Here is a 24,784-nt window from a genome sequence, read left to right as displayed (position 1 = left end):
CAGGTCGGCGCGGGCGGATGGCCCTGCATCGTTTCTACTGGGCGCTCCCAGCCATTTCAATGCTTGCTGATAGCCGAATATCAGGGTAGGAGCGCGGCACGGCGCACGGCGCAGGACCCATAGCCCGCCGGGCTACCGTGGAGGGATGACCGAAGCCGCCCCTGACCGCCGATCCGTTCTGACATGGCCCTGGGCGCTGGGGATCGACGCCGTGCTGGTGATCGTCTTCGCCGCGATCGGCCGGGCGAGCCATGATCACACGGTCGACGCCGTGGGCGTACTGGAGACGGCGTGGCCGTTCCTGGTGGGCTTGGCGGCGGGCTGGCTGATCCTGCGGGCATGGCGGGCGCCCTCTGCCCCGCTGCGCACGGGGATGGGGCTTGTCGTGATCACGGTCGCGCTCGGGATGATCCTGCGCGTCGTGACCGGCGGCACCACCGCGGTCGCGTTCATCATCGTGGCCACGATCACTCTGCTCGTGTTCCTGGTCGGCTGGCGCGGGATCGCGGCGCTCATCGCCCGGGGGCGCGCTCGCCGCTGAGCCGCCGCGCCGCCCGGGCGCGCTTCGCGGATCGGCGCGCACGCACGCTCCGCTAAGGCGTCGCGGGCTCCAGCTGGGTGATCAGGGCGCGGTGGTCGCTGCCGCCCGCGCCGGCCGGGAGCACGGCGGATCCCGTGGCGCGCCAGTGCGCGGTCGCCATGACGTGGTCGATCGGGGCGCCGAGCAGCGCCGGCACGGATGTCGGCCAGGTGCCGACGCCACCCGAGCCGGAGTGGGAAGCCGCGTCGTGGCAGGCGCCGAGGTCGCCGCCGCCGGTGCCGAGCCCGCCCATGTGGTCCAGGGTCGCGTTGAAGTCGCCGGCGAGGATCACGTTCTTCCCGGCGGGGCACTGGTCGGCGACCCATCGCAGATCCTGCGTCCAATCCGCCATCTCGTCCTCGCGCGGAGCGACGGTGTGCACGGCGACGACGATGGGGCCGTCGCCGTCGACCGGCATCACGACCGCGCTCGGGACCGAGGAGGTGTTGCTGGATCCGTCGGCGGAGGAGGGGATGACCGCGTAGTCGCCGAGGGCCGGCGAGATGAGCACCGTGGTCTGCCACGAATCCGGTCCCTGGGTGACCTCGGGACGATACTGCACGTGGTGCACCCACATCGGGTGCCCTGCCTCGCGCAGTGTGAGCGCGATCTCCTCTCCCACGGCCTCGGTCGTCTCCGGGAGCGCCACGATGTCGGCCTTCTGGGCGACGATCGTGGTCGCGATCTCGTCGGCCGAGACTGCCTCGCCCGCGGTGTTCCAGGCGAGCACGCGCACGCTCGTCGCGGTCTTGTCCGGCAGGGAGTCGGCGGTGTCGATGCCGCGCAGCGCGAGGATGCCCGCCGAGGCGCCTCCGCCGAGCAGGGCGACGAGTGCGATCGACGCCGCGAACCCGCGCAGCGGGCGGGCGAACAGGAGCAGCAGCGCCAGCACCAGGATCCCGGCGAACACGAGCACGAGCATCGCGCGCGAGGCGACGATCTGCGTGATCGGGAACGTCTGCTCGAGGTGGAAGAACTGCGGCCAGGTCACGATCGCGGTGGCGATCGCGAAGAGCACGGTGAGGAGGATCCCGATCAGTCGAAACATCGCCTTCGAGCCTAGGCGAGCCGATCTGTGAGACATCTGGTGCGCAGCCGGGGATCCGCCCGACCGCCGCCCCGTGGCCGCGGCGGTCCGAGAGGCGGGGGATCGCTACGCTCGGAGGATGACCGATGCCGATCCGACGTCACGCCCCGCCCTCTTCGACGGGCCGATCGATCTGCATCTGCACTCGAACCGCTCGGACGGCACGGAGGATCCCGCGACCGTCGTCAGACGTGCCGCGGACGAAGGCCTGGGCACGATCGCTCTCACGGACCATGACACGACGGCCGGATGGGGCGATGCGGCCGCTGCCGCGACGGAACGCGGCATGACGTTCATCCCCGGCATGGAGCTGTCCTCGAAGGACGGCTGGCGCAGCGTCCACGTGCTCGCGTATCTGTTCGACCCCACAGATCCGGATCTCCTCGCCGAGACGGCGCGCATCCGCGACGACCGCATCGGCCGTGCCGAACGCATCGTGCGCAACATCGGCCGTGACTACGCGCTGCGCTGGGAGGACGTGCTCGAGCAGACCGATCCGGGGGCGACCGTGGGCCGGCCTCATATCGCCGATGCGCTGATCGCGCGAGGGATCGTGGGCGACCGCGGAGAGGCGTTCGACGGGATCCTGCATCCGCGCCAGGGGTACTACGAGGCGCACTACGCGCCGGATCCGCTCACGGCGATCGAGCTCGTCGTCGGCGCCGGGGGAGTGCCCGTGATCGCGCACCCGGCCGGGCGCGAGCGCATGACCGACGCCACCCTGCGGCGTCTCATCGACGCGGGCCTGGCCGGACTCGAGATCGATCACCGCGAGAACACCGCCGAGGGGCGCGCCTGGCTGCGCGGCATCGCCGCCGAGAACGACCTGATCGTGACCGGGTCCAGCGACTACCACGGCGCGGGCAAGCCGAACGTGCCCGGAGAGAACACGACGGATCCGGCCATGCTGCAGCGCATCATCGACCGCGGATCCGGTTCCGCCCCGGTCTACCCGATCCGGGCCCGGTAATTGCCCGCGAGACTGCAACTGGGCGACGAGACTGCGCCTGTGAAGTGCAGTCTCGTCGCCCAGATGGAGTCTCGCGGTCAGAGGCGAGCGCGGGGCGGGCTCAGGCTCCGGGCTGCGGCGCGCTGCCCGCGGCGGCACCGCCGGAGGGACGGCGACGACGGCGACGACGACGCTGCGCGGCGGGCTTGCCGTCGTGATGCTCGGCGCCCTGGCCGTCGTGCGTTCCGGATCCCTCGGCGGCACGGTCGGCGTCACCGGATCCGGCCGCCTTGGCGGCGGGAGCCTCCGCGCCCTCGGTGAACGTCGATCCGACCTCGTCCTCCGCGTTGCGGCGGCGGCGGCGACGGCGGGTGGTGCCCTCGCTCGTGCCCTCGGCGGCCGCGTCGGCGGCACGCTGCGGCTCGCGCTGCTTGCGGGCCGGCTTCTCGGAGACCGGTGCGGTGACCAGGCGTCCCTTGGTGCCGGCCGGAATGTTCAGGTCCTCGTAGAGGTGCGGGCTCGACGAGTACGTCTCGATGGGCTCGGGCTGGCCGAACTCGAGGGCGCGGTTGATGAGGGCCCACTTGTGCAGGTCCTCCCAGTCGACGAACGTGACCGCGATACCGGTCTTGCCCGCGCGGCCGGTGCGGCCCGCACGGTGCAGGTAGGTCTTGTCCTCGTCCGGGATCGTGTGGTTGATCACGTGCGTGACGTCATCGACGTCGATGCCGCGGGCGGCGACGTCGGTCGCGACCAGCACGTCCTTCTTGCCGGCCTTGAACGCGGCCATCGAGCGCTCGCGCTGATCCTGACCCATGTCGCCGTGCACGCCGCCGACATTGAAGCCGCGGTCGCCCAGCTCGTCGACCAGGCGCTGGGCGGCGCGCTTGGTGCGCGTGAAGATCACCGTCTTGCCGCGGCCCTCGGCCTGGAGGATGCGGGCGATGACCTCGTCCTTGTCCAGCGAGTGCGCGCGGTAGACGAGGTGCTTGATGTTCGCCTGGGTGAGGCCCTCGTCGGGGTCGTTCGCGCGGATGTGGATCGGGTTCGTCATGAACCGGCGCGCCAGCGCCACGATCGGTCCCGGCATCGTGGCGGAGAAGAGCTGCGTATGGCGCACCGCGGGGACCTTCTGGAAGATCTTCTCGATGTCGGCGAGGAAGCCGAGGTCGAGCATCTTGTCGGCCTCGTCGAGCACGACCTCGGTCGCGTGGGACAGGTCGAGCAGGCGCTGCCCCGCGAGGTCGATGAGGCGCCCGGGGGTGCCGACCACGATCTGCGCACCCGCCTTGAGCTGGTCGATCTGGCCCTCGTAGGCCTTGCCGCCGTAGATCGCGACGACGCTCGTCGAGCGGTTGCTGGTCAGCAGATCCATGTCCTCGTACACCTGCACCGCGAGTTCGCGGGTGGGCACGACGATGAGCGCCTTCACACCGGGCTCGGGGTCGAGTCCGAGACGCTGCACCACGGGGATGCCGAAGCCGAAGGTCTTGCCGGTGCCGGTCTTGGCCTGGCCGATGATGTCCTGGCCGGGAAGGCCGAGCGGGATGGTCTGCTCCTGGATCGGGAAGGCGTCGACGATGCCCTTCGCCGCGATGGCGTCCACGATGTCCTGATCGATGCCGAGATCGGCGAAAGAAGTCACAGTCTTTGATTGCCTGTCCGGCGGGCCTTGCGATCGCGGCGCCGCCTCGTTGATGGGGTCCACGCCGAATCCGTATGCACAGGCGCGGGGCTCCGATCCGTCGCCGGAGCGGGATCCAGCCTACCGGAGCGGGCACGCGTACCCGGGATCGGAGTGATCGGCGTGCGCGGCGCCCCCGGTCGGGCGGGACGTCTCGACTAGGCTGGGCGCGTGGTGAGGTGGTTCTGGCAGCGCGATAAGGCGCCGCGGCGCGCGCTGGTGCTCCGCTCCCGGGGCGATGCGGGTGACGCGACCCGCGTCGACTTCGCCGAGCTGGCGCCCGAGCTGAACACCTTCCTCGGTCAGGCCGCCTACCTTCAGCTCGGCTACTTCGAGACGCTGACCCGCCTCATCCGTGCGACGGACGATCTCGCGGAGAAGGAGATCCTCTCCCGCGCCGCCGGGGCGGCCCTCGCCAAACACCACGGCATCGTCGCGATCATCGCCGCGCACGGCGACCGTCCGACCGAGGTGATGCTGCCGTTCCGCGAGCAGCTGGACGCGTTCCGCCGCAAGACCCTGGGCCCGCGCATCGCGGAGACCATGCTCGCGGTGTACCTCACCGCCGGCATGCTCGACGACTTCTACCTCGCGCTCGCCTCCAGCTACGGCGAGACCGGGACGAAGGTCGCCAGGATCCTCTCCGAGGCTGATGACCGGCACGAGATCGTCGGGATCGTGCAGGCCACGATCGCGAGCGACGAGCAGTGGCGCTCACTCCTGTCGATGTGGGGGCGCCGTCTCGTCGGCGACACCATCCTCGTCGCCCGCGCGGCGCTGCGGCCGCACCTGCCCGGCGCGGAGGACGACAAGCTCGAGCCGGTGTTCACCGAGCTCATGGGTGCGCACGCCCGCCGCATGGACGCGATGGGCCTCGCCTCCTAGCGGGCGGAAGCCCGGCGCTCTCCGCGCAGCGTGAGGGCGCGATCCCCGCCCTCGGAGGCGGTCACGCTCGGCTCAGACGCCGAGTTCGGCGCGGCGCACGGCGTCGCCGTGACTCCGCACGCGGGTGAGGATGACGCCGGCTGCCGCGGAGATCACGATCGCGCCGCCGAGGGCGATCAGCCACAGCCACACGCTCGACTCCTTCAGGCCCGCCCACTGCCCGAGAGTGTAGGCGGCGGCTGCGACGGCCGTCGCGATCGCCGGCACGAGAGCCACACCGCGGAGTTCGCGCTGGGGGATCGTGAAGTGCACCACGACGCCGAGCGCGCAGGCGGCGATCAGCGCGAGCAGGATGTACACGCGGCTCGGTCCCTGCGTCAGGCCACGAAGCCGACGCGGCGGGACTCCTCGGTCCCGAGCTCGACGTAGCCGAGGTTCGCGGTCGGCACGATGTAGGAGTTGCCCTTGGTGTCGCTCAGGGTCACGTGGCTGGCACCCTGATCGAGGGCGCCGGCGATCTGCGTGCGCACCTCGTCGGCGGAGGCCGAGGTCTCGAAGCTGAGCTCACGGCCGGTGTTGATGATGCCGATGCGGATCTCCACGGGAATGCTCCTTGAAAGGTCGTGCTCTTGAAAGCCGATGTCCCGTCACTCTATCGCGGGGTCGAGCGGGCGGGACCGCGTGCCGGGCGGTGTTCGCCGAGGGCGATTCCCCGCCGGTGCCGCGGATCGTGGGCGGCGATGTCGGCCGCGGCGGATAGCGTGGGAGCATGCCCGCACAGCCCGCCCCGACCCCTGCGCAGGCAGCCGTGATCGGCGCCCCGGCGACGGCGGTCGGCACCGTGATCGGCGCGCCGGGCACGGGAAAGACGCACGCGCTCGTGGAGCGGGTCGCCGCGCTCGTCGACGGCGGTCTCGCCCCGGAGCAGGTGCTCGCACTGACCCCGAACAGACAGGCGGCCACGGCCCTGCGCGACCGGATCGGCGTGCGCGTGCGCGTTGCGACGCCGGGCCCGCTCGCCCGATCTCTGGGCTCGTTCGCGTTCCAACTGGTCCGCGGCACCATGGTGCACGCGGGGCAGGAACCGCCGGCGCTGCTCACCGGTGCCGACCAGGATCGCATCATCGCGGATCTGCTCTCCGGCGATGCGGAGGACGAGGCCGAGGGGATCCGCAGCCGCTGGCCGGAGAGCCTGCCGGCGGCGGTGCGCTCGTCGAGAGCGTTCCGCTCCGAACTGCGCGCGTTCCTCGCCGAATGCACCGAGCTCGGCGTCACCCCGGCGGAGCTGGGGCGATCGGAGCGCCCGGCCTGGCGTGCCGTCGGATCCTTTGCACAGTCCTATCGGCGGGTGCTGGATCGCGCCCGCGCCGCGCACCGCGACGCCGCGGATCTGCTCGCGGAGGCCGCCGCCATCCTGCACACCGCCGCACAGGAGATGCTGGGCCCGCTCGGACGTCTGCGGGTCGTGCTCATCGACGACGCGCAGGAGCTGACCGCCGGCGGCGTGACGCTGGTCGAAGCTCTGCGCGCTCGCGGCATCGCGGTGCTGGCGTTCGGGGATCCGGACATCTCCTCGGGGGCGTTCCGCGGCGCCGGCCCCGAGCTGTTCGCGCGCCTCGCTGCGATGCTCGGCGACGTGCACGTGCTGGACGAGTCGCATCGGCAGGATCCGCCGCTCACCGCGCTGACCCGCACCGTGGTTCAGACGATCGGCGCGTCGGGACGGATCGAGCACCGCCGCGCGCCGGGAGCGGCAGAGGACGGCGCGCCGAGTGACGCCGTGCAGGCGTTCATCGCGCCGTCGCCGCACGAGGAGCACGACCTCATCGCACGCACGCTGCGCGAATGGCACCTGCTGCGGGGCATCGGGTGGGAGCGCATGGCCGTGATCGCCCACGACACCCGCCAGGTGGCGGCCCTGGAGGCCGAGCTCGCCGCCCGCGAGGTGCCCACCCGCGCGGCCGGCGTGCAGCGCCCGCTCGGCAGCGAGACCATCGTGCGCGACATCGTCGGGATCGTGCGGCTCGCGCTCACCGAGCCGACGGAGCGGGATCCGCAACTGCTCGCCGAGGCGCTGCGCACGCCGTTCGGCGGGCTGGACGGCGTGGGGCTGCGCCGGCTCCGGGCGCGGCTGCGTCACCTCGAACTGGAAGCCGGCGGGTCCGCACCCGCACGGCTGCTGCTGCGTGACGGTCTCGCGGAGCCCGCGCGGTTCGCGAGGGTCGACACGGCCGAAGCGCGTACCGCGGACCGGTTCGGCACCGTGCTGCACGAGGTGCGCGAAGCCCGGCTGCGCGGCGAGACGATCCACGAGCTGCTCTGGCGGGTGTGGGACTCCTCCCGCGCCCCCGACGGCCGACGCCTCGCGCTCGCGTGGCAGGAGGCCGCGGGCTCTCCTTCCGGTGCCGAGACCGCGCGCGCCCTGGACGCCCTGGTCGCGCTGTTCGACGCGGCCAAGCGCTCGGTGGAGCGCGCGCCGGAGAAGGGCCCCGAGGCGTTCATCCACGACATCCTCGACAGCGAGGTGCCGGAGGACTCCCTCTCCGCCCCGGAGCGCCCCGCCACGGTCACTCTGATGACGCCGGCCACCGCCCTCGGCACGGAGTTCGATGCCGTCGTGATCGCCGGCCTGCAGGACGGGGTGTGGCCGAACGTCCGGCTGCGCGGCGGGCTGCTGGAGACCTGGCGGCTCGGCGAGGCGGTCGCCGCGGCGCGCTCCGGTGAGCCGGAGCACGAGCACTCCACACTCGACCGGCGTCGTGCGGCGCTGCATGACGAGCTGCGTCTGTTCGTGCGGGCGCTCTCCCGCGCTCGCCACCGGCTGCTGGTGACCGCGGTCGACGACGACGATCAGAGTCCGAGCGCGTTCTTCGGCTTCCTGCCGGATCCGCTGCCCGCCCAGGCGCGGCATGCGCATCCGCTGACCCTCCGAGGCCTCGTCGCCAAGCACCGCAGGGCGCTCACGACCTCGCCGGACCCGGCTGCGCGGTCCGAGGCGGCCGGGCAGCTGCGACTGCTGGCCGAGGCGGACGTGCCGGGGGCGGATCCGGATGAGTGGTTCGGCGTGCGAGGGCCGTCCGATGAGCGTCCGCTGCGGGATCTGGAGACCGGATCGGTGTCCGTCTCGCCGTCACGGCTCGAGGCGTTCGAGGAGTGCGGGGTCAACTGGGCTGTGGCCGCGCTCGGGGGAGACACCGTCGCTCCGCCTTCGGCGGGCATCGGCACGATCGTGCACGCGGCGATGGAGCACGTGCCCGACGGCGACCTCGAGGCCATGCGGCGCATCCTCGAGGAGCGCTGGGGCGAGCTCGACTTCGAAACGCCGTGGATCGACGCCAAGGAGCGCCGCAGAGCGGACCTGTACCTGCAGCGCGTGCACGACTACCTGACCGAGGTGCAGCGCGAGGGAGGCCGAGTGATCGCCTCCGAAGGCGGATTCCGCTTCGCCGTCGACCTCGCCGCCGAGCCGACCGCGCACTCCATCGATCCCGAGAAGTCGGCGCAGCAGGCGATCGTCAGCGGCTACATCGACCGCGTCGAGGCGTATCCGGCGGGTTCCGGTGAGCACGAGGCCGCGCGCGGGCGCACCTGGAGCACGATGGCGGACGGCGCCGGGGGAGAGCGCGTGGTGGTGGTGGATCTGAAGACGGGCAAGTACGAGCCCGGCACGGAGGCGCTCGTGACCGAGCACGCGCAGCTGGCCGCATATCAGCTCGCAGTCGAACAGGGTCAGGTCGAGGACGCGGATCCGGCCGCGCTCGCCGGTGCTCGCCTCGTCCTCGTCGCGCAGACCATCGGGCAGAGCCCCTACCGCGTGGCGCACCAGCATCGGCTGGGCGACGAGGCGCGCGCCGCGTTCCTGCAGCGCGTCGCCGAGGCGGGCCGCGGCATGGCCGCGTCGAGCTTCACGGCGCAGGTCGAGGCGCACTGCGCCGACACGCAGGTGCGGATCAGCCCTTGTCGCATCCACACCATCCCGGCGGTGAGCGCATGAGCGGCGCGGGCGGGCCGGCCGTCGCAGGCCCGGCCGTGGTCAGCGATGGCGCGACCGAGGACGGCTGGGGCCCCGGCCACGGCATCGCCGCCACCGACATCTCCGCTGCCCTCGGCCTGCCTACGCCGACCCTGGCGCAACAGCGCGTGATCGAGGCGCCTCCGACTCCGGCGCTCGTCGTGGCCGGCGCCGGCAGCGGCAAGACCGAGACCATGTCGGGCCGCGTGGTCTGGCTCGTCGCGAACGGTCACGTCGAAAGAGACGAGATCCTCGGGCTCACGTTCACCCGCAAGGCCGCCGGCGAGCTCGCGGAGCGGATCGCGCTGCGTCTCGATCGCATCGACGAGTACGGACGCAGGGGCCTGCTGCCGCATCTTGCGGAGATCGTGCGCACCGGCGCGCTCGACCGGGTGGGGGCGGCGACCGGTCCCTCGCAGCGCGCCGCCGTGCAGCGCGAGGTGCTGGACGAACTCGCCGTGCGGTTCGACACCGGGTGGGATCCGACGGCCCCCCGCGCTGCGGAGGATCTCATCATCCGGCCTCGCGTGTCGACGTACAACGCCTTCGCGGACGGCATCGTGCGCGAGCACGCGGCGCACATCGGCCGTGACCCCGATGCGGCGATGCTCAGCCAGTCGGCGTCGTGGCTCATCGCCCGTTCTGTCGTGCTGCGTGCTGAGTTGGATGGCCTCGACGAGGTGGACCGCTCGTTGAACGGCGTGATCGATGCCGTGCAGCGTCTCGCGGGGGACGTGCTCGATCATCGGGTCGACCTGGATGCGATGGTCCGCATCGCCGCTCGGACTGCCTCCGACTTCGAGCCCTATCGCGGCAACGCCGATGTGGCCAAGGCCGTGGACAACCTCCGCACGATGCCGATCCTCGTGGATCTGGTGCGCGAGTACATCGCGGAGAAGGGACGCCGCGGCGTGCTCGACTTCGCCGACCAGGTCGGCGGTGCATTCGACATCGTGCAGGCGTCGCCCGAGGTGCGTGCCGAGCTGCGCGCGCAGCACCGCGTCGTGCTGCTGGACGAGTATCAGGACACGTCCGTGATCCAGACGCGGTTCCTCGCCGCGCTGTTCCGCGACGGTGCCGTGATGGCGGTCGGGGATCCGCACCAGTCCATCTACGGATGGCGCGGTGCGAGCGCGGACAACCTCTACGCCTTCGGACGCACGTTCGCCGAGGAGCGGACCGCCGAGACCTACAGCCTGATGACGAGTTGGCGCAACGACGAGCGGATCCTCGATGTCGCGAACCGCCTGCTGCTGCCGCTGCAGCGCCCGGGCCTGGACGTACCGGCTCTCGAGCCGCGGCCCGGATCCGGCACGGGACGGGTGCAGGTGCGGTACGGCGAGACGGCGGACGACGAGGCCGAGGCGGTCGCGACCTGGTTCGCCGAGCGCCGGGCCGCGCACGACGAGGCACAGGAGGGGCGCACGCAGGATGCCCGCCCGCACACCGGCGCGATCCTGTTCCGGTCCAAGCGGCACATGCAGACCTTCGCGGGCGCCCTCGCCGCACAGGGCATCCCGCACCGGATCCTCGGTCTCGGCGGACTGCTGGCGACGCCGGAGGTGGTGGACGTGGTCTCGGCGCTGCGGGTGATCCACGATCCGACGGCGGGATCCGCGCTGATCCGGCTGCTCGTCGGCCCGCGCTTCGCGATCGGCGTCGCGGACATGGCGGCGCTGTACGACCTGGCGCGCGAACTCGCGGTGCGAGACGGCGCGCTCGCTCCGCTGACGGACGAGCTGAAGCAGCGGCTGCGCTCCTCGCGCGGCGCCGACGAGGCCGTGTCGATCGTCGATGCGGTCGATTTCGTGCGCACCGCCCGCGACGACTACCGGCTGATCGAGCGGATCAGCCCTGCCGGCCGCGCGCGGCTGCGCGCGGCGGGAGAGATGCTGGAGCGACTGCGCCGGGCGGCAGGGCAGCCGATCCTCGAGCTGATCCGCGCGATCGAGTCCGAGCTGCGCTTGGACATCGAGCTCGCCGTGAACGAGACCCGGGGGCCTGCGAGGGTCGCCGCGACGCAGCTGCGCGCGTTCGGCGACGAGGTGCGCGCGTTCCTCGTCGCTGACGACCGTGGCACGATCTCGAGCCTGCTCGCCTGGCTCGACAAGGCCGAGATGACGGACGAGCTCATGCCCCGCACCGAGCCGCCGGAACCGGGCGTGGTGCAGCTGCTCACGATCCATGGCTCGAAGGGGCTGGAGTGGGACGCGGTGGCCGTTGTCCGCCTCGTGGAGGACGAGCTGCCGGGCCGGATCGCCGATGCGCAGGGCTGGTTCGGCTTCGGCGTCGTACCTTTCGCGCTGCGCGGCGATAGCGATGCGCTGCCGCGGTTCGCCTGGGATCCGCAGGCCGCCAGGGACGTCGCCGGCGACGATCCCCGCAAGCGCGAGAAGGCGGCTCTCGACTCGCTCGCCGCGGGCATCACCAAGGCCTACCCGCACGGCGGTGCGCTGCGCCGGTTCAAGGACGACTATCGCGATTACCAGCGCGCCGAGGAACGACGGCTGGCGTACGTCGCCGTCACGCGGGCGCGCACGGATCTGCTGCTGACCGGCTCGCACTGGTCCGGGCAGAAGAACATGCGCAAGCCGAGTCCCTACCTGCTCGAGGCGATCGAGGAGCTCGGACTCGATCCGCTGCCCGAACCGCAGTCGGAGGACAACCCGTACGAGGGGGCGGCACGCACGAGCGTGTGGCCGATGGATCCACTCGGCGGACGCCGGGAACGGGTCGCAGGCGCCGCCGAGGAGGTGCGCCGGGCGATGGCCGATGCGACGGCACCGGCGCCGAGCGCGGAGCTCTCACGGCTGCTCGCCGAGCGGGCGGCGCGGCAGCGCGGCACGATCGCGGACGCGCCCACGCGCGTGCCGGCCTCGCGCTTCAAGGACTACGTCACCGACTACGGCGGCACGATCCGTGCGATCGCCCGTCCCATGCCGGAGCGCCCCTACCGGCAGACCCGGCTCGGCACGCTCTTCCACGCCTGGGTCGAGCACCGCTCCGGATCCGTGGGCGTCGGCACATCGCTGGATGATGCGCTGTGGGATCTGGACGACGATCAGCTCTCCCTGGCCGGCGGCGGTGCAGCCGCGGCAGAGGGCGATGCGGGGGACGAGATCGCCCGCGCGGACGCCGAGGACCTTGCACGACTGCGGGAGATCTTCGAGCGCAGCGAGTGGGCGCCACTCCGGCCGATCGCCGTGGAGACGGAGATCGATTTCGCTCTGCCCGTCGGCGACGGCGAGCCCGCGCGCATCGTGATCTGCAAGCTCGACGCCGTCTACCGGCGCGAGGATCGCGGCGGGCGCATCGAGATCGTGGATTGGAAGACCGGCCGACCGCCCGCGACGGCTGCCGAGCGCGAGGAGCGCATGCTGCAGCTCGCGCTGTACCGGCTCGCCTACCATCGCCGGTTCGGGGTGCCGCTGGACGAGATCGACGTCGCGCTGTTCTACGTCGCTGACGACCTCGTGCTGCGGGGCGACACCGTCTACTCGGAGGAGGCGCTGGTCCAGCGCTGGAATGCCGCCCGCGCCGCGCGGTGAGCCTCGGCGACGTCGGAGTCGGAGCCGGCGATGCCGCCCTCGCTGGGCAGCAGCGTGCCGGGCCGCTCCGGGCTGTCTTCATCGTCCCCGTCCGCGGATCCCTGCGGGCTGGTGCCGCTGGGGCCGAACGACGCGCGCAGATCACCGAGATCCTCGGTCGCGTTCGGATCCCGATGCTCGATCGAGCCCGTCGCGGTCAGGTCCTCCCGGGCTCCGTCGTGGGGCGCCGCATCCTCCTTGGGCGCCTTGGATGCGCCTTCGTCGTCCTCGTCCGTGCGCGCGGCACCGCGTGGCCCGAACGCGGAGGTGTCGTCCATCGAGATCCCCGCGAACGCGCTCGCGTCGTAGGTGTCGGTCTGCATGGAGGTGTCGATGCGGGTCGCGCCGGTCGCGGGCACCCGGTCCAGGGCGGACATCGCCTCGTCCACGCCGGCGCCGGCGCCCGCGCGCGGGGCCAGGTCGTCATGGATCCCGTCGGCGAGAGCGTCCAGGAGCTGTGCCGCGTCGTCGACGATGTCGGCGCGATGCGTGTCGTGCCCGTGCAGCAGCCAGCGCGCGAGCTCGAGCTCGGCAAGCAGTCGGGCGCGCGTGGCGAGGCCGGCATCGGGAGCGCGCAGCGTGGCGGACGCATAGGCGTCCAGCACATCGGAACGCGCATCGGCGGCCAGGGTCAGCCAGGCGAGGTCCACGGCGGGGTCGCCGATCGACAGCGCATGCCACCCCACGATCCCGGTGACCCGCGGGCCGCGCTCGTCGTCATCCGCGAACACGAATGACTCCGCATGGGCGCCGCCCAGGGTGACGGCGGACTCGAAGCGCCACAGATCGTCGGCGTCGACCGCCTCGCGCCAGCGCACCGTGAGGCGAGCCGAGACGCGGCCGGTGGCTGCGGCGCGATCGATGAGCAGGCGCACCTCGTCGCGCGCCTCGGCGGCCGTCCGCTCCGCAAGACCCGCGCTGCGGACGACCGACGCGGGAAGGGCGTGCACCCCGGCGACGGCCTTGCCGATCGCGACGGCGGCGCCGGGGCCGGCCGGCACATCGGCGGCGTCGATCTGGAAACCGGGCAGCAGCGTCGTGACCAGCGCGCGCGTGTCCCCGACCCGGCCGTCGCCGAGGTGCTCGGGGGCGGCGAAGCGCAGCATCGAGCGGGCCCCGGCGGTGAGGGCGCGCAGCGCCAGGCTCTCCTTGGCGAGTTCGGAGGCCGTCTCGTCGTCGTTCGACGCGCGGATCACGACCTCCGTGCCGTCGGCCAGCGTCGCCACGGCGGAGTCGAAACGGCCGTCGCCGCCGGATGACAGGGCCCGTGCGCCGACGACATCGGCTCCGGGCACCGCCGCCGTGACCGCCGCGGCTAGAGTGAAGGGTGAGCGAGCCATGTCACCAGGGTAGGTCGAGCCTCGTCCGCACAGGGCCCGCCACGCCTGTGAGAAGGGGAGTCGAGACCGTGCCGGAGACCGTCCCCGAACCGAACGCCGACGACACCGTGGTCCTGGACGCCGCCGTCCTGGATGGCGTGGTCGCCGAGGGCGCAGCGCTCGACGGAGCCGCCCCCGAGGGCGCAGCAGCCGACAAAGGTGCCCCCGAGCGTGCGGCACTCGACAAGGGTGCGCAGTGGCGCGACAACCCGCAGACGATCACCCGTCTCCGCGCCGATCCCCGCACCGGAGTGCTCGTCGTGCGTGAGCGCCGCGTGCCCCTGGACGACGGCCTCATCCTCCTCTCCGCCGGTGACCCCGTCCTCGCCCGCACGCGGGAATGGGCTCTCTTGGGACGTCGTGCCGACGGATCCGGTCTGCTTCTCGCACTACAGGATCCGGAAGATGACACGGACGCGGACGGATCCTGGGCGCCGCGTTGGAGCGACCTGCGGGAAGCTCTCCCCGTGGTCGACGAGGTCGACGCGGAACTGGTCGTCTCCGCCATCGCCCTGGCCGGATGGCTGCACGACGCCGGATTCTGCCCCGCCTGCGGCAGCGCGGCCGAGCTGAGGCAGAGCGGCTGGTCCCGGCACTGCCCCTCGTGCGGGCGGGAGCACTTCCCCCGTACGGACCCCGCCGTGATCGTGGCCGTGCAGAGCGCCGACGGCGAACGCCTGCTCCTCGGCGCCAATGCGCAGTGGAAGGGCCGCTTCTACTCCTGCTTCGCGGGCTTCGTCGAGGCGGGGGAGTCACTCGAGACCACGGTGCACCGCGAGCTGTTCGAAGAGGCGGGCGTGCGCGTCCGCGACGTGGAGTACTTCTCCTCTCAGCCGTGGCCGTTCCCCCGCTCGCTCATGGTCGGGTTCCACGCCACCGCCGTGGACGAGGAGGGCGTGCAGGGCGACGGCGAGGAGATCATCGACGTGCGCTGGCTCACCCGCGCGGAGGTCGGATCCGCTCTCGAGGGGAACGGACCCGTGGGACTGCCCGGCGCGGCATCGATCGCGCACCGTCTCATCGTCGACTGGCTTCGGCGGTGAGCGCGCTCGACGGCCTCGACGAACGCCAGCGGGAAGCCGCGTCCGTGCTGCGCGGACCGGTCGCCGTGCTCGCAGGTGCGGGCACCGGCAAGACCCGGGTGATCACGCACCGCATCGCGCACGGCGTCGAGACAGGCGCCTATACGCCGTCACGCGTCATGGCCGTGACGTTCACCGCGAAAGCGGCGGGGGAGCTGCGCGGCCGACTGCGCGCGCTCAACGTGCAGGGCGTCGCCGCACGCACGTTCCACGCCGCCGCCCTCTCTCAGCTCGGCTTCTTCTGGCCGCAACTGGCAGGAGCCCCCGCCCCCGCGATCGTGGACAACAAGGTGCGCCTGCTGGCCCAGGCCGCGGACATGCTGCGCCTCCGGCCCGACACCGCCACGCTGCGCGATCTGGCCTCCGCGATCGAGTGGCGCAAGGTCTCCATGCTGTCCATCGAAGAGGCGGCGCGGCGCGGACGGTCCGTCGGGCGGTTCGACGAGGACCAGGTGGCCGAGCTGTCCCGCGCCTACGAGACGCTCAAGGATGACCGGCATCAGCTCGACTTCGAGGACGTGCTGCTCGCGTGCGCGGGCATGCTCGAGGCGGAACCCCGGGTCGCCGCCGCGGTGCACGAGCAGTACCGGCACTTCACGGTCGATGAGTTCCAGGACGTCTCCCCGCTGCAGCACCGTCTGCTCGAGCTGTGGGTCGGCGACCGCGGGGACCTGTGCGTGGTCGGTGACGCCTCGCAGACCATCTACTCCTTCGCGGGCGCCGACCAGCATTACCTGCTCGACTTCGAGCGCCGTCACGCCGATGCGACGGTGGTGCGGCTGGAGACCAACTACCGCTCCGAGGCCGGGGTGCTCGGTGTGGCCAACGCGCTCATGAAGGGACGTCCCGGGGCGCTCGAGCTCGTGCCGGCCGCAGCCCCCGAATCCGAGGAGCCGCCGGCGATCCCCGTGCATGACCCGGTCGTGGTGGCGTTCGACGACGACGCGGAGGAGGCTCGCGGGGTCGCTGCGGCGATCGCCGCGCGCATCGCCGAGGGGGTGTCACCCGAGGAGATCGCGGTGCTCTACCGTGCCCACTCGCAATCCGGGGCGCTGCTGCAGGCGCTCGCCGCGGCCGGGGTCGCGGCCACGGTGCTGGGAGGGAAGCGCTTCTTCGACCTGCCGGAGGTGCGTCAGGCCGTGCAGGGCCTGCGCGCCGCCGCTGTCGCGCCGCAGCAGCACTCGTTCCTCGGCGCCGTGCGCGACGTGCTGCGCGGCCTCGGCTACACGGACGATCCGCCCGAGGCTGGCGGAGCACTGCGCGACGCCTGGGAGGCCCGCCGCGCCGTGCTGCGCCTCGCCGAGGACGCTCCGGCCGACACCACCATGCGCAGCTTCGCGGACGACCTCTTCGCCCGGGCCAAGGATCAGCACGAGCCGGTGCTGCGGACCGTGACCCTGTCCACGCTGCACGCCGCGAAGGGCCTGGAATGGCCGCACGTGTATCTCGTGGGCTGCTCGGAGGGTCTGCTGCCGATCTCGTACGCGACGGGCTTCGACGCGATCGACGAGGAGCGCCGGCTCGCGTACGTCGGAGTCACGCGGGCCGCGCGAGCGCTGACGATGACGTGGTCGCGGGATGCGGATCGCGCAGGGCGGCGCCCGTCTCGCTTCCTTGCGGAGATCGGCAGAGGCAGTCTGCGTGAAATTCCACCGTCCGCGATGATCGGCGCCCGTCGCGGGTGATCCGCATCAGCCGGCCCGAGCCGTCGCGTACGGCCTGGGATCGCGTGCTGAGCAGGTCGGCGATCGCCTCCGCGGCGGACGCGATCCCGCCGAGCGGGACCCGGCCCGGATCCCGCTCGAGCAGCTGGACATGCAGGGCCGCCCAGGACGGATCCCGTTCGCGGTCGTGCGAGTCGCGGCAGGAAAGGCACGGGGTCCGCCCTGGCACCACGAGGGGCCCGACGGTCGATCCGCCGGCATCGAAGGCCAACGGCAGGTGCGGCAGATCGTCTGCCAGCATCGCCGCGGCGTCGCGCGCGGCTACGGCCCCGTGCCGGACGACCACCGCGACCGTGTCCGTGTCGTCCACGACATCGACGCCGGCATCCGCGAGCGCCTCCTCGAGGCGGAGCAGCGTGCGGGCCCCGACCACGGGCGACGGCGCCAGCCGTGTCGCGGCCCGGGGGACCACCTCGACGAGCACCGGCTCCAGCTGGGCGTGCAGTCTTCGGGCGGCGGGCAGCGGCGCGCCGACTCCGTGGGCGACGACCTCGAACGCGCGGGCGGGGATCCCGTGCGCGAGCTCCTGCAGCATGCGGGGGATCCACGGCGCTTCCACGTGCAGTGTCAGCGCCGGGTCGGCGCCGAGCTGCACGGTGTCGGCGTCGCGCCAGAGCACGGGGTGCGCCGGATCGAGTCGGATCGTGGACATGCCCCGATCATGACCGGTCCACGACCCTGCCTGGAGACCGGATGCGCGATCGGTGGAGAACTCGGTCAGACCGGCTTCTCGTCGGACCCATCGCCGGAGTCGTCCGGTTCGCCCGATCCGTCATCCTCGGAACCGTTCACGGCCCCGGGATCATCCGACTTCTCCGGATCGCCGAAGTCCTCGCCGTTCAGCAGCCGCTCGAGCGCCTCGTCCATCTCGTCGGGCGCGGGCTGCTCGCCCCGTGCGCGCGACTGCAACCGCGCCACGAGCGCGGCCGGATCATCGATGTCGGACGCATCCGGCATCAGGTCGGGATAGTCCCACAGCGCGTCGCGGGCCTCCACGCCGACCGCCTCGGTGACGGCCCGCCACATCGCGGCGGCCTCGCGCAGCCGGCGCGGCCGGATCTTCAGCCCGACCAGGGCGCCCAGCGCGTCCTCTGCGGGACCTCCCGCCGCGCGGCGGCGGCGGGCCGCCTCGGCGATCCGAACGCTGTCGGGCAGTCGTGAGGTGGCCTGGGTGGTGACCACGTCGACCCAGCCGTCGATGGTGGCGATGAGGTTCTCCAGCCGCTCCAGCGCCTCTCGCTGCGCATCCGACAGCTCCGGCAGCAGCGCCCCGCCCTCGATCGCCGCGCGGAGCTCCTCGGGGTTCGACGGATCGAGCCGGCCGGCGACGTCCTCGAGCTTGTCGACGTCGACCGTCACTCCCTTCGCGAACTCGGTGATCTGCGTCATCACGTGCAGGTGCAGCCAGCGCGCGTGCCGGTACAGCCGGGCGTATGCGATCTCCCGGGCGGCCAGGTACAGCGCGATCTGATCCTCCGGGATCTCCAGCCCTTCGCCGAATGCGGCGAGGTTCTGCGGGATGACGGCCGCGGTGCCGGCCGGCAGCACGGGGATGCCCACGTCGCCGCCGGAGACGACCTCGAGCGACAGGTTGCCCAGCACCTGACCGAACTGCATCGCGAACACCGAGCTGCCGATGCCGCGCATCAGGCGCCCTGCGCCCTGAACCATGCCCTGCATCTCTTCGGGGGTCTGGCCCTCGAGCGCGCTCATCAGCGCGTCGGCGATGCTCGTGGACACCGGGGCGGCGACCTCCTTCCATACCGGAAGGGTCTGCTCGACCCACTCGCCGCGCGTGAGGGCGCGCGGGGCGGAGCCGAGCTCGGAGATCGTGGTCGCCTCGCCGACCCAGAGATCCGCGAGGGCGAAGGCGTCGGCGATCGACGCGCGGGAGCCCGTGTCGATGCCCTGACCATCACGGTTGGCGATGTGCAGCGCCTGCCGCAGCGTGGTCTCCCACGGGTCGCCGTTCATGGCGCCCTGCATCTGCTGCATCATCTGCTGCATCATCGCGGGGTCGAGGTTCAGCCCCTGCATGCCCTGCAGGGCGCTCAGGTCGAAGTCATCCGCCGACCCGCCGAGCATGCGGCGGAGGAACTGCAGGAAGTCGTCGGAGTTCGGGTCGTTCTCAGCCATCGGGAGCCCTCTCAGCACGTGTATAGCCCGTGCTGACTACGCTAGTTGCACCACCACAGGATGCGCCGGGAACGGACCGCTCCGCTGTACGCCGCTCGCGAACGAGCATCAGACCCCCGGCCTGGAGGCCCTGTGACGATCAGTCCCGCGCCGAGCGATCCCGAGCAGACCGGGCGCGGAGGATCCGACGCGGGAGCGACGCGCGGGCGGCGGCGTGCGCCCCGGGGCACCCGGATCGGGCTCATCGCGTTCATCGTGTCGCTCGTCGCGCTGCTGGTGCTGACCTTCCTTCCGCTGCCGTATGTCATCGAGCAGCCGGGACCGGTCTTCAACACGCTTGGCGAGGTCAAGGACGCGAAGGGCAAGTCCGTGCGGCTGATCTCCGTCACGGGCGCCGACACCCATCCCACCAAGGGTGCGCTGGATCTCACCACCGTGCAGGTCGTGGGCAACCGGGAGAACCCGCCGTCGTGGATGCAGCTCGTGCTGGCCTGGTTCGACCCGTCCAAGGCCGTGGTGCCGGTCGACGCCGTCTTCCCGCAGGGCGTCACCACGACGCAGCGCGATCAGGCGAACCAGCTGATGATGGTCGACTCGCAGCAGGAGGCCACCGCCGCAGCCCTGCGTGAACTCGGCCACGACGTGCCGGTCACGATCCAGGTCGCCTCGGTCACCGATGACGGCGCCGCGCACGGGATCCTGAAGGCGGGAGATGCGGTCATCGCCGTCAACGGCGCGAATCCGTCGGACACGGACGCGGTCCGGGCGGAGATCCAGCAGTCGGCGGGATCTCCTGTCACGCTCACGATCGAACGCGATGGCACGAGGCAGGATGTCTCGGTCACCCCGAAGAAGCAGGTCCAGAGCGGAAGCAGCCGCTGGCTGCTCGGCATCACGCTGCAGCAGAAGTACGACTTCCCGATCGATGTGAAGCTGCAGCTGGACAACGTCGGCGGTCCGAGCGCCGGCATGATGTTCGCGCTGGGCATCATCGACACGCTCACCCCCGGGGCCCTCAACGGCGGCAAGCAGGTCGCAGGCACCGGCACGATCACCGCGGACGGCACGGTCGGCCCGATCGGCGGCATCCGGCAGAAGCTCTACGGTGCGCGCGCGGCCGGCGCGGACTACTTCCTCGCGCCGGGGTCCAACTGCGACGAGGTCTACGGCCACGTCCCCTCCGGGCTGACGGTGGTGCGCACCGACACCCTGAAGCAGTCGCTCGATGCGCTCAAGGTCATCGCCGACGGGGGAGACGTCGCCGCGCTGCCCACGTGCACGGCGGCCGACCTGAAGAAGTAGCCCGCGCGTTCGCGACGGGCGAAGCCGGGGCGCCCGCGGCTCGGGATCTCGACAAAGCGCCGACCTAGGATGGAACGGTGACCACCTCACCCGCACCGGCCGCGCCCCGTACTGCCCGACGCATCGTCCTCGCGACGGTGGTGATCCTCGCCGTGCTCATCGCCGCGTTCTTCGTGTTCGCATCGATGTACACCGATTTCCTCTGGTACGACCAGCTGAACTTCGCCGGCGTGCTCACCACCCGCTGGATCGCGACCGCGACGATGTTCGTCGTCGGCTTCCTCGGCATGGCGGTGCCGATGTTCATCGCCATCCAGCTGGCCTACCGGATGCGGCCCGTCTACGTGCGGCTGAGCTCGCAGCTGGACCGGTACCAGGAGGTCGTCGAGCCGCTGCGTCGCCTGGCGATGTGGGGGATGCCGGTCTTCTTCGGCCTGTTCGCCGGCTTCGCAGCCGCGGGGCAGTGGGAGACCGTGTGGCAGTGGGCCAACGGCACCGCGACGGGCCAGAAGGACGCGCAGTTCCACCTGGACACCGGCTTCTACCTGTTCGACCTGCCCTTCTACGAGGCGCTGCTCGGCTTCATCTCCGCGGTGCTGATCCTGTCGCTGCTGGTGTCGGCGCTCGTGCTGTACCTGTACGGCTCGGTGCGGATCGGCCAGGGGGAGCTGCGCATCTCCAAGGCGGCCCGTGTGCAGCTGGCCGTGATCGCCGGCGTCTACCTGCTGACCCAGGCGGTGAGCCTGTGGATGGACCGTTACAAGACGCTCACCACCACTGAGGACAAGATCACGGGTGCGGCCTTCACCGGCGTCAACGCGGTGATCCCCGGTCTGTCGATCCTCGCGATCATCGCCGCGCTCGTGGCCGTGCTTTTCTTCGTCACCGCGGTGATCGGGCACTGGCGCTTCCCGCTGGCGGCGACCGCGCTGCTCATCGTGGCGGCCCTCGTGCTCGGCATCGCCTATCCGTGGGCGGTGAACACCTTCCAGGTGAAGCCGAACCAGAACCAGCTGCAGGCGCAGTACTACGAGCGCAACCTGACCGCCACCAAGGCGGCCTACGGGATCAACGGCGTGGAGACCACCCCGTTCAAGGCGCAGACCACGGCCGAGTCGGGGCAGCTGCGCAGCGACGCCGACACGACGGCGTCGATCCGCATCATGGATCCGAATGTGATCGGGCCGACGTTCCAGCAGCTCGAGCAATACCGGAGCTATTACAAGTTCCCGTCGAAGCTCGACGTCGACCGCTACACGATCGACGGCAAGACCCAGGATGCGGTGGTCGCCGTCCGCGAGATCGACACGGACCGCATCGGCAGCCCGACGTGGAACAACAACACCCTCGTCTACACGCACGGCTACGGCCTCGTCGCCGCCGCCGGCAACAAGCGCACCGACGACGGGGAGCCGGTCTTCCTGGAGCGGGGCATCCCGACCTCGGGCACGCTGACCGACGCCCAGAAGTTCGAGCCGCGAGTGTACTTCGGCGAGAACTCGCCGGCCTATTCGATCGTGGGAGCGCCGAAGGGCACCGCGCCGGTCGAGATCGACTATCCGCGCGGCAAGGACTCCAGCGAGAACCAGACGAAGACGACGTTCACGGGTGACGGCGGACCGCGGGTCGGCAACTTCTTCACGAAGCTGCTGTACGCGCTGAAGTTCCAGTCCGAGCAGATCCTGTTCTCGGAGAGCGTGAACGAGGACTCCCAGATCCTCTACGACCGTGCACCGAAGGATCGAGTGCAGAAGGCGGCGCCGTACCTGACGCTGGACAGCGACCCGTACCCGAGCATCGTGGACGGCCGGATCGTGTGGATCGTGGACGGCTACACCACGAGCTCGAGCTACCCGTACTCGACCACCGTCAACCTGCCCAAGGCGATCAGCGACTCGGTCAACACCCAGCCCGGCTTCGTGACGGACGACATCAACTACATCCGCAACTCGGTCAAGGCCACCGTCGACGCCTACGACGGCAAGGTCACGCTGTACGCGTGGGATCCGACCGACCCGGTGCTGAAGACCTGGCAGAAGATCTATCCGTCCACGCTCAAGCCGATCAGCGACATGTCGGCGCAGCTCATGAGCCACGTGCGTTACCCCACCGACCTGTTCAAGGTGCAGCGCGCGATGCTCGGCACCTATCACGTCAACGACGCGGCCTCGTTCGCCCGGCAGGACAACCTCTGGGAGACCCCGAACGACCCGCAGAGCGATTCGGCCAACCCCGAGCTGCAGCCTCCGTACTACCTGACCATGAAGATGCCCGGGCAGGAGCAGTCCCAGTTCTCCATGTACACGAGCTTCATCCCCGCGTCGCAGGGATCGAACAGCCGGAACGTGCTGATGGGCTATCTGTCCGTCGACGCGGATGCCGGTTCGACCGCGGGGAAGAAGTCGGACTCCTACGGCAAGCTGCGCATGCTGGAGATCGACGCCGACACCACGGTGCCGGGCCCAGGCCAGGTGCAGAACTCGTTCGACTCGGATCCGACCGTGGGCCAGCAGCTCAACCTGCTCAAGCAGGGGCAGTCGAAGGTGACCCACGGCAACCTGCTGACGCTGCCCGTCGGCGGCGGGTTCCTGTACGTGCAGCCGGTCTTCGTGCAGTCGTCCGGTGGCACCCAGGTGCCGCGTCTGCAGAAGATCCTCGTCGCCTTCGGCGACAAGATCGCCTTCGCCGACACGCTCACCGAGGCTCTGGACCAGCTGTTCGGCGGCGACTCGGGCGCCGCGGGCGGTGACAACAACATCACGCCCACTCCGACGCCGACCCCCGGGACGGGGACCGGCACCACGCCGCCCACCGGCGACGCGGCGTTCCAGTCCGCCCTGGCGGACGCCAAGGCGGCGATGGTCGCGCGCGACGCCGCGCTGAAGGCGGGGAACCTCTCGGAGTTCGCCGTGCAGGACCAGAAGCTCACCGACGCCGTGAACCGGCTGATCGAGCTCGAGGGGAGCGGCAGCACCACCACGAAGTAGCGCTCGATTCGCGCACTGCCGATTCCCGTGTTAGGCTATTCCTTGTGCCGCGGGGTGGAGCAGTTCGGTAGCTCGCCGGGCTCATAACCCGGAGGTCGCAGGTTCAAATCCTGTCCCCGCAACAAGAGAAGGCCCCCTGATCAGGGAAATCTGATCAGGGGGCCTTCGTCATGCGGCGATCGTGAGTCGTTCCGAAGGCCGCGATCCGGTGCCCAGGCGATCCGCATGCCGGTATCGGAATATCGTGCGAGGGCCGCGCCTTACCCTCCTTGTGAATCTTTACGAACCCGCCGTCTTCGGCGCCCTTCAGCTGTCCAACCGCGTGGTCATGGCCCCGCTCACCCGCACTCGTGCCCGGGCGGATGGCGTGCCGACGGCGACCATGGAGGAGTACTACCGGCAGCGGTCCGGACAGGGGCTCATCCTGACCGAGGGCACCTGGCCGTCCGCGGAGGGCAAGTCGTACCCGGGACAGCCGGGCATCGTGACTCCCGAGCAGATCGACGGCTGGCGGCGGATCGCCGATGCCGTGCACGCGGCAGGCGGCACGATCGTCATGCAGCTCATGCATGGCGGCCGGATCTCCCATCCCGACATCTCGGGCGAACCGCGCGTGGTCGGCCCCAGTGCGCTCGCCGCGCCTGGGGAGACGCACACCCCTCACGGCAAGGCCGAGCTGCCGGTCGCGCACGCGCTGACCGAGGAGGAGATCACCGAGGTGATCGCCCAGTTCGCCGACGCGGCCCGCAACGCGATCGCTGCCGGCATGGACGGGGTGGAGGTGCACGGTGCGAACGGCTATCTGGTGCATCAGTTCCTCTCACCGGCGTCCAACACCCGTGAGGACCGCTACGGCGGCTCTGCCGAGAACCGAGCACGCTTCGCCGTCGAGGTCACGCGCGCCGTCGCCGACGCCGTGGGCGCCGAGCGGACCGGGATCCGGCTGTCGCCGCAGCACAACATCCAGGGGGTGCTGGAGCAGGACGACGCCGACGCCTGGGCCGTGTACACGGCGGTCGCCCAGGGCCTCGCGCCCCTGGACCTGGCCTTCATCGACGTCCTCTACGCGCAGCCCACGGCGGAGATCGTGCAGCACATCCGTCGCGCGGCGGGCGCGCCGCTCATCGTCAACTCCGGATTCACCGCCGTGACCGTCAAAGAGGAGGCGGAGATGCTCGTCGCCGACGAATGGGCGGATGCGGTGGCCGTCGGTCGGCCCGTCATCGCCAACCCCGACCTGGCGACACGGTGGGCGCAGGACGCCGGGCTCAATGCACCGCGACCGGAGCTGTTCTACGGCGCCACGGCGGAGGGCTACATCGACTACCCGGCGCTCGAACCCATCGCGTGACTGTGTCCGGAGGGCGGCGCCGCGGGTGCCGTCCTCCGA

At 71.3% G+C, this 24,784-nt stretch carries 16 protein-coding genes and 1 tRNA gene; 11 read left to right on the top strand and 6 right to left on the bottom strand.

The window, feature by feature from the left end:
- Positions 1-145: 145 nt before the first annotated feature.
- A complete protein-coding gene (locus ACTJI8_RS16560; RefSeq protein WP_440734526.1) occupies positions 146-541 on the top strand; it encodes a DUF3054 domain-containing protein in 396 nt (131 codons plus the stop codon).
- A gap of 52 nt (positions 542-593) precedes the next feature.
- Here ACTJI8_RS16560 and ACTJI8_RS16555 read toward each other — a convergent pair whose 3' ends face one another.
- A complete protein-coding gene (locus ACTJI8_RS16555) occupies positions 594-1,628 on the bottom strand; it encodes an endonuclease/exonuclease/phosphatase family protein (RefSeq protein ID WP_440734525.1) in 1,035 nt (344 codons plus the stop codon).
- A 118-nt stretch (positions 1,629-1,746) separates the two neighbouring features.
- Between ACTJI8_RS16555 and ACTJI8_RS16550 the strand changes: the two genes are divergently transcribed.
- A complete protein-coding gene (locus ACTJI8_RS16550; RefSeq protein ID WP_440734524.1) occupies positions 1,747-2,637 on the top strand; it encodes a PHP domain-containing protein in 891 nt (296 codons plus the stop codon).
- Between the two features lie 100 nt (positions 2,638-2,737).
- Here ACTJI8_RS16550 and ACTJI8_RS16545 read toward each other — a convergent pair whose 3' ends face one another.
- A complete protein-coding gene (locus ACTJI8_RS16545) occupies positions 2,738-4,261 on the bottom strand; it encodes a DEAD/DEAH box helicase (RefSeq protein WP_440734523.1) in 1,524 nt (507 codons plus the stop codon).
- 210 nt (positions 4,262-4,471) lie between these two features.
- On the opposite strand from ACTJI8_RS16545, the gene ACTJI8_RS16540 reads away from it, so the two are divergent.
- Entirely contained in the window at positions 4,472-5,185 is a 714-nt protein-coding gene (locus ACTJI8_RS16540; protein ID WP_440734522.1) for a ferritin-like fold-containing protein, read from the top strand.
- Between the two features lie 72 nt (positions 5,186-5,257).
- Here the strand turns inward: ACTJI8_RS16540 and ACTJI8_RS16535 are convergent, their stop codons facing one another.
- Together ACTJI8_RS16535 and ACTJI8_RS16530 are read right to left on the bottom strand one after the other, a co-directional pair.
- Entirely contained in the window at positions 5,258-5,545 is a 288-nt protein-coding gene (locus tag ACTJI8_RS16535) for a hypothetical protein (RefSeq protein WP_440734521.1), read from the bottom strand.
- A gap of 17 nt (positions 5,546-5,562) precedes the next feature.
- On the bottom strand, positions 5,563-5,787 hold the full coding sequence (locus ACTJI8_RS16530; RefSeq protein WP_233311956.1) for a DUF3107 domain-containing protein: 225 nt from the start codon (positions 5,785-5,787) through the stop codon (positions 5,563-5,565).
- A 167-nt stretch (positions 5,788-5,954) separates the two neighbouring features.
- Between ACTJI8_RS16530 and ACTJI8_RS16525 the strand changes: the two genes are divergently transcribed.
- Both ACTJI8_RS16525 and ACTJI8_RS16520 read left to right on the top strand, forming a co-directional pair.
- A complete protein-coding gene (locus ACTJI8_RS16525) occupies positions 5,955-9,179 on the top strand; it encodes an ATP-dependent helicase (protein ID WP_440734520.1) in 3,225 nt (1,074 codons plus the stop codon).
- Complete coding sequence (locus ACTJI8_RS16520; RefSeq protein WP_440734519.1) at positions 9,176-12,745, top strand: UvrD-helicase domain-containing protein; 3,570 nt, start codon at positions 9,176-9,178, stop codon at positions 12,743-12,745. The genes ACTJI8_RS16525 and ACTJI8_RS16520 overlap by 4 nt, the downstream gene beginning before the upstream one ends.
- On the opposite strand, the gene ACTJI8_RS16515 is transcribed toward ACTJI8_RS16520, so the two are convergent.
- Positions 12,691-14,124 (bottom strand): phosphotransferase, encoded by a 1,434-nt coding sequence (locus ACTJI8_RS16515; protein WP_440734518.1) that lies wholly within the window; start codon positions 14,122-14,124, stop codon positions 12,691-12,693. The two genes, ACTJI8_RS16520 and ACTJI8_RS16515, sit on opposite strands and share 55 nt — an antisense overlap.
- A 68-nt stretch (positions 14,125-14,192) precedes the next feature.
- On the opposite strand from ACTJI8_RS16515, the gene nudC reads away from it, so the two are divergent.
- Both nudC and ACTJI8_RS16505 read left to right on the top strand, forming a co-directional pair.
- On the top strand, positions 14,193-15,206 hold the full coding sequence (nudC, locus tag ACTJI8_RS16510; protein WP_440734517.1) for an NAD(+) diphosphatase: 1,014 nt from the start codon (positions 14,193-14,195) through the stop codon (positions 15,204-15,206).
- Complete coding sequence (locus ACTJI8_RS16505) at positions 15,203-16,930, top strand: ATP-dependent helicase (protein WP_440734516.1); 1,728 nt, start codon at positions 15,203-15,205, stop codon at positions 16,928-16,930. Before nudC ends, ACTJI8_RS16505 begins: the two co-directional genes overlap by 4 nt.
- Positions 16,931-17,686: 756 nt before the next feature.
- Here the strand turns inward: ACTJI8_RS16505 and ACTJI8_RS16500 are convergent.
- Positions 17,687-19,105, bottom strand: coding sequence for a zinc-dependent metalloprotease (locus tag ACTJI8_RS16500; protein ID WP_440734515.1), 1,419 nt, complete (start codon positions 19,103-19,105; stop codon positions 17,687-17,689).
- A 234-nt stretch (positions 19,106-19,339) separates the two neighbouring features.
- Between ACTJI8_RS16500 and ACTJI8_RS16495 the strand changes: the two genes are divergently transcribed.
- From ACTJI8_RS16495 to ACTJI8_RS16480, 4 genes are all read left to right on the top strand, one after another.
- Entirely contained in the window at positions 19,340-20,407 is a 1,068-nt protein-coding gene (locus ACTJI8_RS16495; protein ID WP_440734736.1) for a YlbL family protein, read from the top strand.
- A 77-nt stretch (positions 20,408-20,484) separates the two neighbouring features.
- Entirely contained in the window at positions 20,485-23,394 is a 2,910-nt protein-coding gene (locus ACTJI8_RS16490; RefSeq protein ID WP_440734514.1) for a UPF0182 family membrane protein, read from the top strand.
- A 48-nt stretch (positions 23,395-23,442) separates the two neighbouring features.
- Positions 23,443-23,516 (top strand) — tRNA-Met (locus ACTJI8_RS16485).
- 149 nt (positions 23,517-23,665) lie between these two features.
- Entirely contained in the window at positions 23,666-24,745 is a 1,080-nt protein-coding gene (locus tag ACTJI8_RS16480; RefSeq protein WP_440734513.1) for an alkene reductase, read from the top strand.
- Positions 24,746-24,784: the final 39 nt, after the last annotated feature.

Source organism: Microbacterium sp. 22303, assembly GCF_052045265.1.
GTDB lineage: Bacteria > Actinomycetota > Actinomycetes > Actinomycetales > Microbacteriaceae > Microbacterium.
The sequence above is the reverse complement of the archived record's forward strand: the minus strand, read 5'-3'. Positions and strand labels throughout refer to the sequence as shown.

What these genes read in the sequence shown, in the direction of transcription:
- ACTJI8_RS16500 (WP_440734515.1), bottom strand. Translation starts at nt 19,105, where the DNA reads ATGGCTGAGAACGACCCGAACTCCGACGACTTCCTGCAGTTCCTCCGC.
- ACTJI8_RS16515 (WP_440734518.1), bottom strand. Translation starts at nt 14,124, where the DNA reads ATGGCTCGCTCACCCTTCACTCTAGCCGCGGCGGTCACGGCGGCGGTG.
- ACTJI8_RS16520 (WP_440734519.1), top strand. Translation starts at nt 9,176, where the DNA reads ATGAGCGGCGCGGGCGGGCCGGCCGTCGCAGGCCCGGCCGTGGTCAGC.
- ACTJI8_RS16555 (WP_440734525.1), bottom strand. Translation starts at nt 1,628, where the DNA reads ATGTTTCGACTGATCGGGATCCTCCTCACCGTGCTCTTCGCGATCGCC.
- ACTJI8_RS16560 (WP_440734526.1), top strand. Translation starts at nt 146, where the DNA reads ATGACCGAAGCCGCCCCTGACCGCCGATCCGTTCTGACATGGCCCTGG.
- ACTJI8_RS16550 (WP_440734524.1), top strand. Translation starts at nt 1,747, where the DNA reads ATGACCGATGCCGATCCGACGTCACGCCCCGCCCTCTTCGACGGGCCG.
- ACTJI8_RS16525 (WP_440734520.1), top strand. Translation starts at nt 5,955, where the DNA reads ATGCCCGCACAGCCCGCCCCGACCCCTGCGCAGGCAGCCGTGATCGGC.